This is a genomic window from Azospirillum mesophilum, from assembly GCF_053470405.2.
The window spans coordinates 112222-126236 of sequence record NZ_JBPXMQ020000011.1; the positions used below are offsets into that span (position 1 = coordinate 112222).

11 protein-coding genes are annotated in these 14015 nt (G+C 66.3%); 5 read left to right on the forward strand and 6 right to left on the reverse strand.

The genetic code is table 11. The features are described 5' to 3' along the window. Positions 1–6 precede the first annotated feature (6 nt). Positions 7–900, forward strand: a complete 894-nt coding sequence (locus ACSVC7_RS13145; RefSeq protein WP_448204743.1) for a transglutaminase family protein — start codon at positions 7–9, stop codon at positions 898–900. A gap of 9 nt (positions 901–909) precedes the next feature. Here the strand turns inward: ACSVC7_RS13145 and ACSVC7_RS13150 are convergent, their stop codons facing one another. The 5 genes from ACSVC7_RS13150 to ACSVC7_RS13170 form a co-directional block, all read right to left on the reverse strand. Beyond that, on the reverse strand, positions 910–1305 hold the full coding sequence (locus tag ACSVC7_RS13150; RefSeq protein WP_448204742.1) for a response regulator: 396 nt from the start codon (positions 1303–1305) through the stop codon (positions 910–912). Then, positions 1298–2881, reverse strand: a complete 1584-nt coding sequence (locus ACSVC7_RS13155) for a sensor histidine kinase (protein WP_448204741.1) — start codon at positions 2879–2881, stop codon at positions 1298–1300. The genes ACSVC7_RS13150 and ACSVC7_RS13155 overlap by 8 nt, the downstream gene beginning before the upstream one ends. Positions 2882–3147: 266 nt before the next feature. Continuing rightward, a complete protein-coding gene (locus ACSVC7_RS13160) occupies positions 3148–4755 on the reverse strand; it encodes a peptide chain release factor 3 (protein ID WP_448204740.1) in 1608 nt (535 codons plus the stop codon). A gap of 160 nt (positions 4756–4915) precedes the next feature. Continuing rightward, a complete protein-coding gene (locus ACSVC7_RS13165; protein WP_448204739.1) occupies positions 4916–5944 on the reverse strand; it encodes an aspartate-semialdehyde dehydrogenase in 1029 nt (342 codons plus the stop codon). 278 nt (positions 5945–6222) lie between these two features. Continuing rightward, positions 6223–8721 carry a glycogen/starch/alpha-glucan phosphorylase gene (locus tag ACSVC7_RS13170; protein WP_448204738.1) on the reverse strand — a complete coding sequence of 833 codons (2499 nt, stop codon included), beginning with the start codon at positions 8719–8721 and terminating at the stop codon, positions 6223–6225. Between the two features lie 207 nt (positions 8722–8928). Here ACSVC7_RS13170 and rimI point away from each other — a divergent pair, with 207 nt between their 5' ends. From rimI to ACSVC7_RS13185, 3 genes are all read left to right on the forward strand, one after another. Continuing rightward, positions 8929–10092 (forward strand): ribosomal protein S18-alanine N-acetyltransferase, encoded by a 1164-nt coding sequence (gene rimI / locus ACSVC7_RS13175; RefSeq protein WP_448204737.1) that lies wholly within the window; start codon positions 8929–8931, stop codon positions 10090–10092. Then, on the forward strand, positions 10092–11567 hold the full coding sequence (locus ACSVC7_RS13180; RefSeq protein ID WP_448204736.1) for a RimK family ATP-grasp domain-containing protein: 1476 nt from the start codon (positions 10092–10094) through the stop codon (positions 11565–11567). The genes rimI and ACSVC7_RS13180 overlap by 1 nt, the downstream gene beginning before the upstream one ends. A gap of 419 nt (positions 11568–11986) precedes the next feature. Next, positions 11987–12460, forward strand: a complete 474-nt coding sequence (locus tag ACSVC7_RS13185; RefSeq protein ID WP_448204735.1) for a sigma-70 family RNA polymerase sigma factor — start codon at positions 11987–11989, stop codon at positions 12458–12460. 62 nt (positions 12461–12522) lie between these two features. On the opposite strand, the gene ACSVC7_RS13190 is transcribed toward ACSVC7_RS13185, so the two are convergent. Beyond that, positions 12523–13383 (reverse strand): SDR family oxidoreductase, encoded by an 861-nt coding sequence (locus tag ACSVC7_RS13190; RefSeq protein WP_448204734.1) that lies wholly within the window; start codon positions 13381–13383, stop codon positions 12523–12525. A gap of 352 nt (positions 13384–13735) precedes the next feature. Here ACSVC7_RS13190 and ACSVC7_RS13195 point away from each other — a divergent pair, with 352 nt between their 5' ends. Then, positions 13736–13963, forward strand: a complete 228-nt coding sequence (locus ACSVC7_RS13195; RefSeq protein WP_448204733.1) for an anti-sigma factor family protein — start codon at positions 13736–13738, stop codon at positions 13961–13963. Positions 13964–14015: the final 52 nt, after the last annotated feature.

Below are 14015 nucleotides of genomic sequence, written 5' to 3' on the forward strand. Positions count from 1 at the left end.
GGCGGCGTGCGCTACCGCGTGCGGCACGTCACCCGCTACGACTATGGGGAGGACGTGTCGGTGTCGCATCATCTGCTGCACCTGACCGCCCGCCCCCACCCGCGCCAGCGGGTCCGGCGCTGCGTGCTGTCCGTAGAGCCGTTGCCCGCCGCGCGGTCCGACCACACCGACTATTTCGGCAACACCACCACCTACGTGGCCGTGCAGGAGCCGCACCGGCAATTCACCATCACCGCGGACAGCGAGGTGGAGGTCTTCCCGCCGCCCGCCCTCGACGCGGCGGCCACGCCGCCCTGGGAGACGGTGCGCGATTCCCTGCGCGGCCTGTCCGGCCCGGACGATGGGGCGGAGATCGTGCAGTACGCCTTCGACAGCGTGCTGGTGGCGGTGTCGCCGGTGCTGAGCGATTATGCGGCCGGCTCCTTCACCCCCGGCCGGCCGGTGGCGGAGGCGGCGCTGGACCTGATGCACCGCATCCACCGGGACTTCACCTTCGACCCGACGGCGACCACCGTGGCCACCCCGATGGCCGAGGTCATGCGCCACCGGCGCGGCGTATGCCAGGACTTCGCCCACATCGTGGTGGGGTGCCTGCGCGCGGCTGGGCTGCCGGCGCGCTACGTCTCCGGCTATCTGCGCACGCTGCCGCCACCGGGCCAGCCGCGCCTCGTCGGTGCCGACGTCAGCCACGCCTGGGCGTCGGCCTGGTGCGGGCCGGCCGGCTGGCTGGATCTCTGCCCGACGAACGCCCGCCGGGCGGACCAGGACTTCATCACGGTCGCCTGGGGCCGCGACTATAACGACGTCAGCCCGGCGCGCGGCGTCCTCCAGGGCGGCGCCGGCCACGCCCTGACCGTCAGCGTGGATGTGGAACCGCTGGAAGATGGCGGGGCAGCGTAGGAGGGCACGTCACGCGTCGGCGTCTTCCGCCCGGTTCATCAGACGCGCCATCGTCGTCAGGATGTCCTGCGGGCTGACCGGCTTGCGCAGCACTTCCAAAGGCTTCCACCGGTCGGCGGTGAGGTCGTCCTGTCCGGGCTCCAGCGACAGGAAGCCGGTCATCACCAGCAACGGCAGATCCGCGTGCCGGGATCGCAGTTCGCGGATCAGCGCGTGGCCGTCCATGCGCGGCATGCGAAGGTCGGTGATCACGAGGTCGGCGGGGTCGTTGTGGAACGCTTCCAGCGCTTCCAGCCCATCCTGGGCGAGCGTCACACGGTACCCCTTGCGGGACAGGAAATCCTCCAGCGCCATGGCGGCCAAGGCTTCGTCTTCGGCCACCAGGATGTGGGCGGGGTCAGGCATGGGCACGTTCCACTGACTGCGCGGAGGGACGGGAAACCGGGAGGGTGATGGTGAAACGCACGCCGCGGCGACCGCCGCCGTGCTCAACGTTGGCGGCTTCGATGCGCCCGCTCATCGAATCGATGATGCCGTAGCCGATGGAGAGGCCAAGGCCGGAGCCCTTGCCGACCTCCTTCGTCGTAAAGAAGGGGTCGAAGATGCGGGGCAGCAGTTCCGGGTTGATGCCGCCGCCGTCGTCGGTGACCGTGATCACCGTCTGGCCAAGCCCCTCGTCGCACCGAAGCGACACGTCGATGCGCCCCTCGGGCGGCGCATCGTCCGGCGCCGACGCGCGGCGCTCCACGATCGCGTCGTGCGCGTTGGAGAGGAGGTTGACGATCACCTGCTCCAACTGCAGCGGACGGCCACGCGCGACCCAGCCGCCACTGTCGATGTCCGCGGAAACCGTGATGTTCTCCAGCGCGAACTGATGGGCGACCAGATCGACGGCCGAGCGCACGTTCGGGGCCGGATCGAAGAATTGCAGGTCGCTGGTGTCCCGCCGGCTGAAAGTGCGCATGTGGTCGATGATCTTCCCCATGCGGTCCGTCTGGTCGGACACGATGGACAGCACCTTCTCCAAACGTCCGGTGTCCGCATCGCCGTCGCGCAAGCGCGACAGGGCGTTTTCCGCCCAGATACGGATGATGTTCAGCGGCTGGCTCATCTCGTGCGCCATGCCGGCGGCGAGCGTCCCGAGCGTGGCAAGCTTCGATGTCTGGACCAGTTCCTCGTCGAGGCGCTTGCGCTCGGTGATGTCGCGGCCGCTGCCGAGGATCTGGACGATCCGGCCGCTGTCGTCGCGCACCGGCGCCAGCACCGTGTGCCAGACGCGCCGCCCGATGGGCAGATCCAGCGTCTCCTCGTAATCGATGGGTTCGTCCGCCGCGATGCAGGCGCTGTACCGCGCGATCACCGCGTCGGCGGTCGCGGGCGGCAGCGCCTCGCGGACCAGACGGCCGCGAATGGCGTCCGGATCGATGCCCGTCGCCTTGGCGTGCGCGGGGTTCAGCGTATCGAAGGCGAATTGCCCGTCCGGCAGGACCGTCACGACGAACAGCCCCTCCACCAGATTGTTGAAGAAGCCCGCGTACCGCATCTCCGCCTGACGCCGCACCTCGATCTCGCGCTGGAGCGCGTCGTTGGCGGCGGCAAGTTGGCTGGGGCTCGGCAGGGCGAGCGCCTTGGGCATGAGCAGCCAAAGCGCCACGGCGGTCAGCAGCGAGGCCACCGCCGTGATGCCCTTGATCACGCCCTCAAGGGCGTAGTCGGGATGCCACAAGGTCCAGATGCTGAAGAAATGGGTGGTGCCGCAGGCCAGGATGAAGGCGGCGAACAGCCAGAACACCCAGCTGAAGGCCACGTCGCGCCGCCTCAGCACGAAATAGACGAGGGCGATGGGAATCGAATAGTAGGACAGGCCCGTCAGCACGTCGGCGCCGACGTGCAGCGCCAGGACATCCGGGTTCCAGAGCAGGCACACGCCATGGGGTATGAAACCGCTGGTGTCGAAAAAAGCACCAAGGCCACCGAACATGCCGCCCTCTCGTCCCTGTGCGCGCACGGATCGTCCCGCGCGCGTAGCCGTCGTGAACCGTTGCTTGTGAACCGTTCCGCCACCGACGCGAGGAGGTCCAGGCCGGCCTGGAGGACAGCCGCCATCCCCCGCCGTTATGCAGTCAAAGGTCAATGACCCCTGGAGGAAAGTCAATCTGACTTTCCGGAAAAGTCGCTACTCGAAACGGACAGGTGCGGGCAAAACTATGGCGCGGCCCTCGGTCGAGGAGCCGCGCCACCGAAGACTCAAGCGGCGGTGTGCACCTTTCGGTTCTGCTCGCGCGTCTTGAGGAACCGCAGGTTGGGGAAATCCTCCTGCGTGCGGTTCAGGTGCCAGGCGTTGCGCGCCAGGAAGACGAGCGCGCCGTCGTGGTCCTCGGCCGCCGCGGAGCGGTTCAGGTCGAGGAACTTCTTGAGCTGGGCGTCGTCGTCCGTCTCAATCCAGCGCGCGGCGTCCACGCCGGCCCCTTCGAAGCGGGCGGTGAGGCCGTACTCCGCCTCGATGCGGGCGGCCAGCACCTCGAACTGCAGCTGGCCGACGACGCCGACCACCCAATCCGCGCCGGTCAGCGGCTTGAACACCTGGGAGGCGCCTTCCTCCGCGAAATGCTCCAGGGCCTTGCGCAGGTGCTTCACCCGCATCGGGTCGTCCAGCCGGACGCGCTGCAACAGCTCCGGCGCGAAGCTCGGCACGCCGGTGAAGCGCAGGTCCTCGCCCTCGGTCAGCGTGTCGCCAATGCGAAGGCTGCCGTGGTTGGGGATGCCCATGATGTCGCCCGGCCAGGCCTCCTCGGCCAGCTCGCGGTCGCGGGCCAGGAACAGCACGGCGTTGTTGACCGCCATCAGCTTGCCGGAGCGGACATGCTTCAGCTTCGCCCCGCGCTTGAACTTGCCGGAGCAGATGCGCACGAAGGCGATGCGGTCGCGGTGGTTCGGGTCCATGTTGGCCTGGACCTTGAACACGAAGCCGCTGAACTTGCCCTCATCCGGCTGCACGGCGCGCTGCTCGGCCGGCTGCGGGCGCGGCGGCGGAGCGCTCTCGGCGAGGCCCGTCAGCAGTTCACGAACGCCGAAGTTGTTGATGGCCGAGCCGAAATAGATCGGCGTCAGATGGCCGGCGCGGTAGGCTTCCAAGTCGAAGGGCGGCATCAGGCCGCGCGCCATCTCCACGTCCTCGCGCAGCTTGGCGACGGCGTGGGCGGGCAGCAGCTCGTCCAGCTTCGGGTCGTCGAGGCCGTGGCACTCGATGCCGTCGTCGATCTCGTCGCCCTTGGTGCGGTCCATCAGGATCAGGCGGTCGCGGATCAGGTCGTAGCAGCCGAGGAAGTCGCGCCCCATGCCGATGGGCCAGCTGGCCGGCGTGACCTCCAGCGCGAGCGAGCTTTCGATCTCCGAAATGAGGTCGAAGGGGTCGCGCGCCTCGCGGTCCATCTTGTTGCAGAAGGTCATGATGGGCACGTCGCGCAGGCGGCAGACCTCGAACAGCTTCAGGGTCTGGCTCTCGATGCCCTTCGCGCCGTCGATGACCATCACCGCGCTGTCCACCGCGGTCAGCGTGCGATAGGTGTCCTCCGAGAAGTCCTCGTGGCCCGGCGTGTCCAGCAGATTGAAGGTGCGTCCGTCGAAGTCGAAGGTCATGACGGAGGCCGTCACGGAGATGCCGCGCTCGCGCTCCACCTTCATCCAGTCCGACTTGGCGCGCCGCTGCTCGCCGCGCGCCTTCACCGCGCCGGCCATCTGAATGGCGCCGCCGAACAGCAGCAGCTTTTCGGTGAGGGTGGTCTTACCGGCGTCCGGGTGCGCGATGATCGCGAAGGTTCGACGCCGGGAAACAGCGTCCAGAAGCTCGGACATGCGCGAATCCCGTAACTTGAGCAACGATAACGGCGAAGAGGGCCGGAAGCGCTGGCGCTCCGCGACCCTCTTCGTTCAGGCGTATAGATAGCAGCGTGGAGGCCGCCGTTCCAGTCTTGATCCCTCTCCCGCCCGGAGACGGGAGAGGGAACTTTCCATCTTACAGCGCCAGCTCGGCGATCTGCACCGCGTTCAGGGCCGCACCCTTCAGCAGCTGGTCGCCGCAGACGAAGATGTCCAGGCCGTGGTCGCCGAACACCAGGTTGGTGCGGATGCGGCCGACCTCGACGTCGAACTGGCCGGTGGCGTTCAGCGGCATCGGGTAGACGCCGTTGGCGGGATCGTCGGTCAGCTTCACGCCCGGCGCGTCGGCCAGCACGGCGCGGGCCGCGTCCGGCGTCACCGGCGACAGCGTCTCGATGGTGATCGCCTCGGAGTGGGCGCGGTAGGTCGGGATGCGCACGGCGGTGCAGCTCAGCGGCAGGTCCGGGATCTCCAGAATCTTCCGCGTCTCCCAGGTCACCTTCATCTCCTCCTTCGTGTAGCCGTTCTCCTGGAAGGCGTCGATCTGGGGGATCAGGTTGAAGGGGATCGGGTGGCGGAACACGCTGTTGGTGACCGGCTTGCCCTCAAGCTGGTTGCGGGTCTGCTCCTCCAGCTCGGCCATGCCTTCCGCACCGGCGCCGCTGGTCGCCTGATAGGTGGAGACGATGACGCGCTTCAGGCCGAAGGCCTTGTGCAGCGGGCCGAGCGCCACGACGGCGATGGCCGTGGTGCAGTTCGGGTTGGCGATCAGGCGGCCACCGCTCTTGGCGCCATCCTTGAAGACGTGCGCGTTGATCTCCGGCACGATCAGCGGGATGTTGTCGTCGTAGCGGAAGGCCGAGGAGTTGTCGATCACCAGCGCACCGCCCGCCGCGATGGCCGGGGCGTGCTGCTTGGCGAAGTCGCCGGACACGGCGAGCAGGACGATGTCATAGCCCTTCACCTTCTCGACGTCGAACGCCACGAGGGTCTTCTCGCCGAACGGGGTCTCGACGGTGCGGCCGGCGCTGCGCTCCGACGCGAACAGGCCGAGTTCCGCGACCGGGAACGCGCGGCGGTGGAGGACATCGACCATTTCACGGCCGACGGCACCGGTGGCTCCGACGACAGCGACGCGGCGGGGAGAGGCAGAGGGGGTGCTCATCTTTCGGGTTCCGTCCTTTGTGCATGCCCGGATCGAGCGTCGGACGGCGGCCCCCAGATACACCGAGGCCCCGTCCGTGTCCGGCGGGGCCTTCGTGGTGGGTGAAGCGTCTCTACTCGATCAACGCACGCCACCAGCCGACGGCCCGCCGGAGCGGGTCGTTTTGGTAGTGGTGGTGGTGATGGCGAGCGAGCGATTCATGGAACGCTTGATAAACGAAAGGCGCGGGGCTTGTAAAGCACCCGCGCCTTCGCGCCTCAATTTTATTCGAAACGTGCTTACCGGAAACCGTCGCCGCCGTGTTCCGGCTTGACCGGGTGGACGTTCCAGATCTCCGTCGCGTATTCCATGATGGTGCGGTCGGACGAGAACCAGCCCATGTTCGCGGTGTTCAGGATGGCCTTGCGGGTCCATTCCTCCTGGTCGCGATACAGCTCCATCGCCTGTTCCTGGGCCTCGCAATAGGCCGCGAAATCCGCCGTGACCAGGAAATGGTCGCCGCCGTCGGTCAGCGCCTGCAGGATCGGGTGGTAGCGGTTGGGGTCGTCCGGCGAGAAGACGCCGGTCGAGATCATGTCGAGCGCCCGCTTCAGGCTGGGGTTCGACGCGATCACCTCCCGCGGGTTGAAACCGCCGCTGGCGCGCAGGTCGTTCACCTCGTCAGCGGTCAGGCCGAAGATGAAGATGTTGTCCTCGCCCACATGCTCGCGGATTTCGACGTTGGCGCCGTCCAGCGTGCCGATGGTCAGGGCGCCGTTGAGCGCCAGCTTCATGTTGCCGGTGCCCGACGCCTCCATGCCGGCCGTGGAGATCTGCTCCGACAGGTCGGCCGCCGGCATGATGATCTCCGCCGCCGTGACGTTGTAGTTCGGCAGCAGCACGATCTTCAGGTTGTCGTGCAGCGACGGGTCGTGGTTCACCACCTTGGCCACGTCGTTGATCAGCTTGATGATCAGCTTGGCCATGTGATAGCTCGGCGCCGCCTTGCCGGCGAAGATCTTGGTGACCGGCACCCAGGAAACGGTCGGGTTGTCGCGCATCTCGTTGTACAGCGCGATGGCCTGCAGGATGTTCAGGAGCTGACGCTTGTACTCGTGCATGCGCTTGACCTGCACGTCGAACAGGCTGTCCACCTGCACCTCGACCCCGGTCTGGCGCGCGATGTAGGCGGCAAGCCGCTTCTTGTTCTTGCGCTTGGCCCGGCGGAACTCCTCACGGAAGACCACGTCGTCGGCCTTCTCCACCAGCGTCTTCAGCTGGCCGAGATCCTTGATCCAGCCGTCGCCGATCCGGCTGGTGATCAACTGGGCCAGCGGCGGGTTGGCCTGATGCAGCCAGCGGCGCGGCGTGATGCCGTTGGTCTTGTTGTTGATGCGGTCCGGGAACTCCGCGTGGAAGTCGGCGAACACCGTCTGCTTCATCAGGTCGGTGTGCAGCGCCGACACGCCGTTGACCTTGTGCGAGCCGAGAAAGGCCAGATTGCCCATGCGCACGCGGCGGTCGCCGCGCTCGTCGATCAGCGACAGGCGCGACAGGCGCCCGTTGTCGCCGGCCGCCCGCGCCTTGGAGCGGTTCAGGAACTTGGCGTTGATCTCGTAGATGATCTGCATGTGGCGCGGCAGCACGCGCTCCAGCATGCGGACCGGCCATGCCTCCAGCGCTTCCGGCAGCAGCGTGTGGTTGGTGTAGGAGAAGGTCGCCTGGGTGATCTCCCACGCCTTGTCCCACAGCACGCCGTGCTGGTCGACCAGCAGCCGCATCAGCTCGGCGATGCCGATGGCCGGGTGCGTGTCGTTGAGCTGGATCGCCGCCTTGTTCGGCAGGTTGTCGAAGTCGGAATGGTGCTGCAGATAGCGGCGCAGGATGTCCTGCAGCGAGGCGGAGGTGAAGAAATACTCCTGCTTCAGGCGGAGTTCCTTGCCCGTCTCGGTCGCGTCGTTGGGGTAGAGCACGCGGCTCAGGTTCTCCGACAGCACCTTCTGCTCGACGGCCTTCATGTAGGCGCCGTCGTTGAAGTGGCCGAAGTTGAAGTCGCGCGTGGCGCGCGCCGACCACAGGCGCAGCGTGTTGATCGTGTTCCCGCCGAATCCGACCACCGGCGTGTCGTAGGCCATGGCCAGCACGCGTTCGGCGTCCACCCAGCGGTAGGCCTTCTCGCCCACGGAATCCCGGAACTCCTCGACGCGGCCGTAGAACTGCACGGGGTACAGAACCTCCGGCCGCGGGAATTCCCACGGGTTGCCGAACTGGAGCCACTGCTCCGGATACTCGACCTGCCAGCCGTGCTCGAAGCGCTGCTCGAACAGGCCAAACTCGTAGCGGATGCCGTAGCCGTAGCCGGGCAGCGCTTCGCTCGCCATGCTGTCCAGGAAGCAGGCGGCGAGGCGCCCGAGACCGCCGTTGCCGAGTGCGGCGTCCGGCTCCGCCTCCACCACGTCGTCCAGGTTCAGGCCGATGCGGTCCAGCGCCTGCCGGCACTGGTCGGTGATGCCCAGGTTCGCCAGGCTGTTGCTCAGCAGTCGGCCGATGAGGAATTCCAGCGACAAGTAATAAACGCGCTTGGCGTCCTGCTGGTAATAAGTCCGCGTCGTGTCCATCCAGCGGTCGACCAGCCGGTCACGCACGGCGAGCGCCACCGTGTGGAACCAGTCGCGCCGGGTCGCCGCGCGCGCGTCCTTGCCGACGGAATAGACCAACCATTCCAGAAACGAGCGCTTGAGCCCGTCGACATCCAGACTGCGGCGTTCGATCTCGCGGGACTTATACCGAGCGTCCATGTCTTGACTTTCTTCCTTCAAGGGCCAACTGGAGCGGGCGGTTCGGGGCCGTCCTACCAGTTGGCGGCAGTTTCCGGAACTATGGTTAAGCAACTTTTAAGGCTGATGGCCGTCCATCCGTCGTCACACGCTCCACCGCCGTGACCGCTTTCAAGCCCGGTCGAAGGGAGTAAGATGGCATCCGCGCCAGCCTCTTTGAACCTCCAGATGCTCGACGAACTTCATCCCGACAGGACCGGCCACACCGGCGACGACCGCATCCAGCTTCGCCAGGCGCAGCCGGGAGACATCCCGGCGCTGCTGGCCATCGAGGAGCGGTGCTTCGCCACCGACCGGCTGACCCGTCGCAGTTTTCAATACCTGCTGACGAAGGCCAAGGCCACAGGTCTTGTGGAGGTTCACAGCGACAAAGTGGTCGGGTACGCGCTGGTGTCCTTCCATTCCGGTACCTCGCTGGCTCGGCTCTATTCCTTCGCCGTGGACCCGGACCACCGGGGGCAAGGGGTCGCCAAGCGCCTTCTGGCGGCGGCGGAGCAGGCCGCGCGTTCGCGCGACTGTATCTATCTTCGCTTGGAAGTGCGGCGGGACAACGTTCCGGCCATCGACCTCTACAAAAAAAGCGGCTACCGCGAGTTCGGCGTCTACACCGATTACTACGAAGACCACATGGAGGCGCTGCGGCTGGAAAAGCGCCTGGGCAACGTGGGGCCGAGCGCGCCGCTCGGCGGCCCGATGGTCCCCTACTACCAGCAGACGCTCGACTTCACTTGCGGCCCGTCGGCCCTGATGATGGGGATGAAGGCCCTGAAGCCGACCGAGATCGAGTTGGGCCGCAAGCTGGAAATTCGCCTGTGGCGCGAATCCACGACGGTGTTCATGACCTCCGGCCACGGCGGCTGCGGGCCGTTCGGGCTGGCGCTGGCCGCCGCCAAGCGCGGGCTGACGGTGGACATCTACGTGAAGGACAGCAGCACCCCCTTTCTGGACAGCGTGCGCAGCGATGACAAAAAGGAGGTCATGCGCATCGTCCACGACGACTTCCTGGACGAGCTGGAGGGCTCCGGCGTAACCGTGCACCACACGACGCTGACGGCGGAGGACATGGCCGACGCGGTGAGCAAGGGCGCCATTCCGATCGTGCTGATCAGCTCCTACCGGATCTACCACGAAAAATTCCCGCACTGGGTCGTGGTGACCGGGGCCGACGACCGTTTCCTGTATGTTCACGACCCGTTGGTGTATGATCGGCACCACGCGCACATTGACCGGATGAACATGCCAATCCCCAAGGCCGACTTCGAGCGCATGGCCCGCTACGGCAAGGCGCAGCTCAAAGCCACCATCCTGCTGCGCGGGCAGCCCGCCGCCTGATGCCCGGCCACATCCTCATCGTCGACCGGCGGGCCGACGTCAAATGGGCGAAGGACACCCTTCAGGTCGTCAGCGCCCGCGACTACATCGCCAAGCCGGAGACGGTGAAGGCACAGCGCAGCGTGCGGGTGCTGAATCTGTCGCGCAGCTACCGCTACCTCGGCACGGGCTACTACTGCTCCCTGCTGGCGGAGGCGCGCGGGGAGCGGGTGATCCCAACGGTCAAGACGATCCTCGACCTGTCGCAGAAGGATTTCTACCGCCCCCGGCTGGCGGAGGTGAACGAGGCGCTACGCCGGACCATCAAGCGGATGCCCGACGCGCCCGGCGCCTCCTTCAACCTGTGCATCTTCTTCGGCCACGCCGACGACCCGCGCTTCCAGGACATCGCCAGGCAGATTTTCGACCTGTTCCGCTGCCCCCTTCTCAAGGCCCAGGTGCGGCTGAAGGACAGCTGGACGGTCCACACGCTGGAGCCGCTGTCGCTGGCGGACCTGCGCCCCGACCAGGAAGCCTTGTTCGAAACGGCGCTGGACGCCTACACCCGCGCCTCCTGGCGGGAGCCGACGGCCACCAAGGCCTCGCCGCGCTACACGCTCGCCATCCTTCACAACCCGAAGGAGGAGCTGCCGCCCTCCAGCCCGCGCGCGCTCCAGAAGTTCGTGAAGGCCGGCGAAAGCCTGGGCATCGCCGTCGAGCTGATCGAGAAGAAGGACTATCTGCGCCTCGCCGAATTCGACGCGCTGTTCATCCGCGAGACGACGAACCTCGACCACCACACCTACCGCTTCGCCCGCAAGGCGGCGGCGGAGGGCATGCCGGTGATCGACGATCCGAACTCGATCCTGAAATGCACCAACAAGGTCTATCTGGCGGAACTGCTGAAGGCCAACCGCATCCCGGCGCCCAAGACCGTGATCTTCGACAAGCGGGGCCTTGCCGCGCTGGACCAGGAGATCCCCTACCCCATCGTGCTGAAGATTCCGGACGGGTCCTTTTCGCGCGGGGTGTTCAAGGTGCAGAACCGCAGCGAGCTTGAGGCGACCGCCGAAGGGCTGTTCGAGCAGTCCGACGTCATCCTCGCCCAGGAGTTCATGTACACGGAATTCGACTGGCGCGTCGGCGTGCTGAACCGCCAGCCCATCTATGTCTGCCAGTATCTGATGGCGAAGAAGCACTGGCAGATCGTGAAGCACGGCGGCAACGGCCGGGCCGAGCAAGGCTCCTCGCGCACGTTGGCCGTGGATGAGGCGCCGCCGGAGGTGATCGACACCGCGGTCAAGGCGGCCGGCCTGATCGGCGACGGGCTTTACGGCGTGGACCTGAAGCAGAACGACCGCGGCGTCTTCGTCATCGAGATCAACGACAACCCCAGCATCGACCTCGGCGTCGAAGATGCGAAGCTCAAGGACGAGCTGTACCGCACCGTGATGCGGGAATTTTTGCGCCGGCTGGAAAATCGGCCCAAGAAATAGTGCTTGAGGTACTTGCAACCGCAATACCTACTCGGGCGTAGCCAAATCCGGTGAATTTCGGTCCCGGAAGCCTCAATCGGTTGTTTCGACTGGGGAACAACCCCTTTTCCCCCGCGTTATGTCCTCAACGTCACCACGAACGGGAGCAACCCGGAAGCGTCCAAACGCCGATGGATTGCCCAGTTGGAGAGCGGGAGACCGTTGATGACGACACCCTGTACCGCTTGCATCGCCGGCCCGACACCCGGGACCAGGTAGGCGGCACACCGATTTAGCGACACCGCCAAGAGCACCACGGAACCGGCGCGGCACAGCCGTGCGCGCCGGAAGGGATTTGTCGTCTCCGCGCAAGGTCTCCTTAGGGGCGCCGCAGCAAAGGCCGCCTCCCTGAACGAAGAGAATGTGGAGGAAGAGAGATCATGGCGTACTCGTTCGAAGCCGAACTGATCCGCTGCATGCCGAACCTGCAGCGCTACGCCTGCAAGCTGACCCGCGACGTCAGCGCCGCCGAAGACCTCACACAGGATTGCCTTGCCCGTGCCCTGTCACGCCAACATCGCTTCGAACCCGGCACCAACATGCAGGCTTGGCTGACCACCATGCTGAAGAACCTGCATTTCAACAATCTCCAGCGCGAAAAGCACGTCACGAAGGTTGAACTGTGGGACGGCGCCATGTCCGTCGAGGCGTCCCAGATCGCCCGCCTCGTGTTCCGCGACGTGGATCGCGCCTTCGGCGCCCTGACCCCCAGCCAGCGCAAGGTCGTCAAGCTGGTCGCGATTGAAGGCCGCCCCTACCAGGAAGCCGCCGAAAAGCTGAACGTCTCCATCGGCACCATCCGCTCCCGCCTGTGCCGCGCGCGGGAACGTCTGAACACGCTGATGGCGGCGTAGACATTCCTTTTCCCGCCCCGCCCTTTTCCCGCCCCGCGAGTGCCGGGCGGGAAAAGAAGACATCACCCGTTCACCACACTCCCGCCGTTCGGGTGCAGCACCTGCCCCGACATGTAGGAGGAGTCGCCCGACGCCAGGAACAGGTAGCAGGGCGCCACCTCCTCCGGCTGGCCGGCGCGCTTCAAGGGCACGTCGCTGCCGAACGTCTCGACCTTGTCCTCCGGGAAGGTGGAGGGGATCAGCGGGGTCCAGATCGGCCCCGGCGCCACACCGTTCACCCGGATGCCCCGCTCGGCCAGAGCCAACGCCAGCGACCGCGTGAAGGCCACGATGGCGCCCTTCGTGGACGAATAGTCCAGAAGCATCGGGCTGCCCTTGTAGGCCGTGACGGAGGTGGTGTTGATGATCGCCCCACCCTCCTTCATGTGCGGCAGCGCGGCCTTGGCCATGAAGAAACAGGCGAAGATGTTGGTGCGGAAGGTGCGCTCCAGCTGCTCCGCGGTGATGTCCTCCAGCTTCTTCTGGGGATGCTGTTCGGCGGCGTTGTTGACCAGAATGTCGATGCGGCCGTGCTCCTCGACCATGCGGGCGACGGCGCGGCGGCACATATCCTCGTCGCCGAGATCGCCGCGCAGGACGGTGCAGGGCTGCCCCTCCCGGGTCACCAGTCGGCGGGTCTCCTCGGCGTCGGCGTCCTCGTTCAGGTAGACGAAGCCCACCTTGGCCCCCTCGCGGGCGAACAGCACGGCGATGGCCCGGCCGATGCCGCTGTCGCCGCCGGTGATCAGCGCGACCTTGTCGCGCAGCTTGCCGGTGCCGCGGTGCTCCGGCCGCGTCGTCGCGGGCTGCGGGGTCATCGCGTCCTGGTGGCCGGGCTGGGTGTTCTGGTGCTGCGGCGGCTGCCGGCCCTCCTGCTGAGCCATAGGCGTCTCCTTCCGGCTGAGATGTCGCGTGCGGGGGATGCCGGCGGACAACAGTCGGAAATTCCTTGCGTTCCGGACAATTCGCCGCTGGAACAACCGCTGGGAGCCGCTGTTACATCGGGCGTGCGAGACGAGTTCGGCTTTGACGGAGCGGCCAAGACCTTTGCCAAGACCTGGGTTGTGCCATCGCATCCACCGTTCTAATCACTTGGTGGTGCCCGATGCGTTCCCCATAAGAAGAGGTAAGGCACCACTCCCGTTGACCGCAGAGCCGTACTATATTGATCACTGTGTCGCGGACCGTTTCCGCCTCAGGGGCAGGCCCCAGGCGACGTTCCGGGATCGAAAAGATATGAAGCGTGTGACGATGAACCATATCAACGCATATCTTGACGGCGCCTTGGATGATAAGGAGCGTCAGGAGTTCGAGCAGTCCATCCAGGACGACGCCGACGCCAAGGCGGTGCTGACCTTCCACAGGAGCCATGTGGAGGAGTTGCACCGATTGTACGACCCCGTGCTCGAAGAGCCGGTGCCGGCGCGCATGCTCGAACTTCTGAGGCAGCGCCGCTCGAGTTAACGGCCCCCCTTCCGCGTTCCATCGTCACATCTGTGGGCGACCGGGCGAACCG

Coding starts and splice junctions, on each gene's coding strand:
- ACSVC7_RS13155 (WP_448204741.1), bottom strand. CDS start 2,881: ATGTTCGGTGGCCTTGGTGCTTTTTTCGACACCAGCGGTTTCATACCC.
- ACSVC7_RS13180 (WP_448204736.1), top strand. CDS start 10,092: ATGCCCGGCCACATCCTCATCGTCGACCGGCGGGCCGACGTCAAATGG.
- ACSVC7_RS13160 (WP_448204740.1), bottom strand. CDS start 4,755: ATGTCCGAGCTTCTGGACGCTGTTTCCCGGCGTCGAACCTTCGCGATC.
- ACSVC7_RS13170 (WP_448204738.1), bottom strand. CDS start 8,721: ATGGACGCTCGGTATAAGTCCCGCGAGATCGAACGCCGCAGTCTGGAT.
- ACSVC7_RS13185 (WP_448204735.1), top strand. CDS start 11,987: ATGGCGTACTCGTTCGAAGCCGAACTGATCCGCTGCATGCCGAACCTG.
- ACSVC7_RS13150 (WP_448204742.1), bottom strand. CDS start 1,305: ATGCCTGACCCCGCCCACATCCTGGTGGCCGAAGACGAAGCCTTGGCC.
- ACSVC7_RS13190 (WP_448204734.1), bottom strand. CDS start 13,383: ATGGCTCAGCAGGAGGGCCGGCAGCCGCCGCAGCACCAGAACACCCAG.
- ACSVC7_RS13165 (WP_448204739.1), bottom strand. CDS start 5,944: ATGAGCACCCCCTCTGCCTCTCCCCGCCGCGTCGCTGTCGTCGGAGCC.
- rimI (WP_448204737.1), top strand. CDS start 8,929: ATGCTCGACGAACTTCATCCCGACAGGACCGGCCACACCGGCGACGAC.
- ACSVC7_RS13195 (WP_448204733.1), top strand. CDS start 13,736: ATGAAGCGTGTGACGATGAACCATATCAACGCATATCTTGACGGCGCC.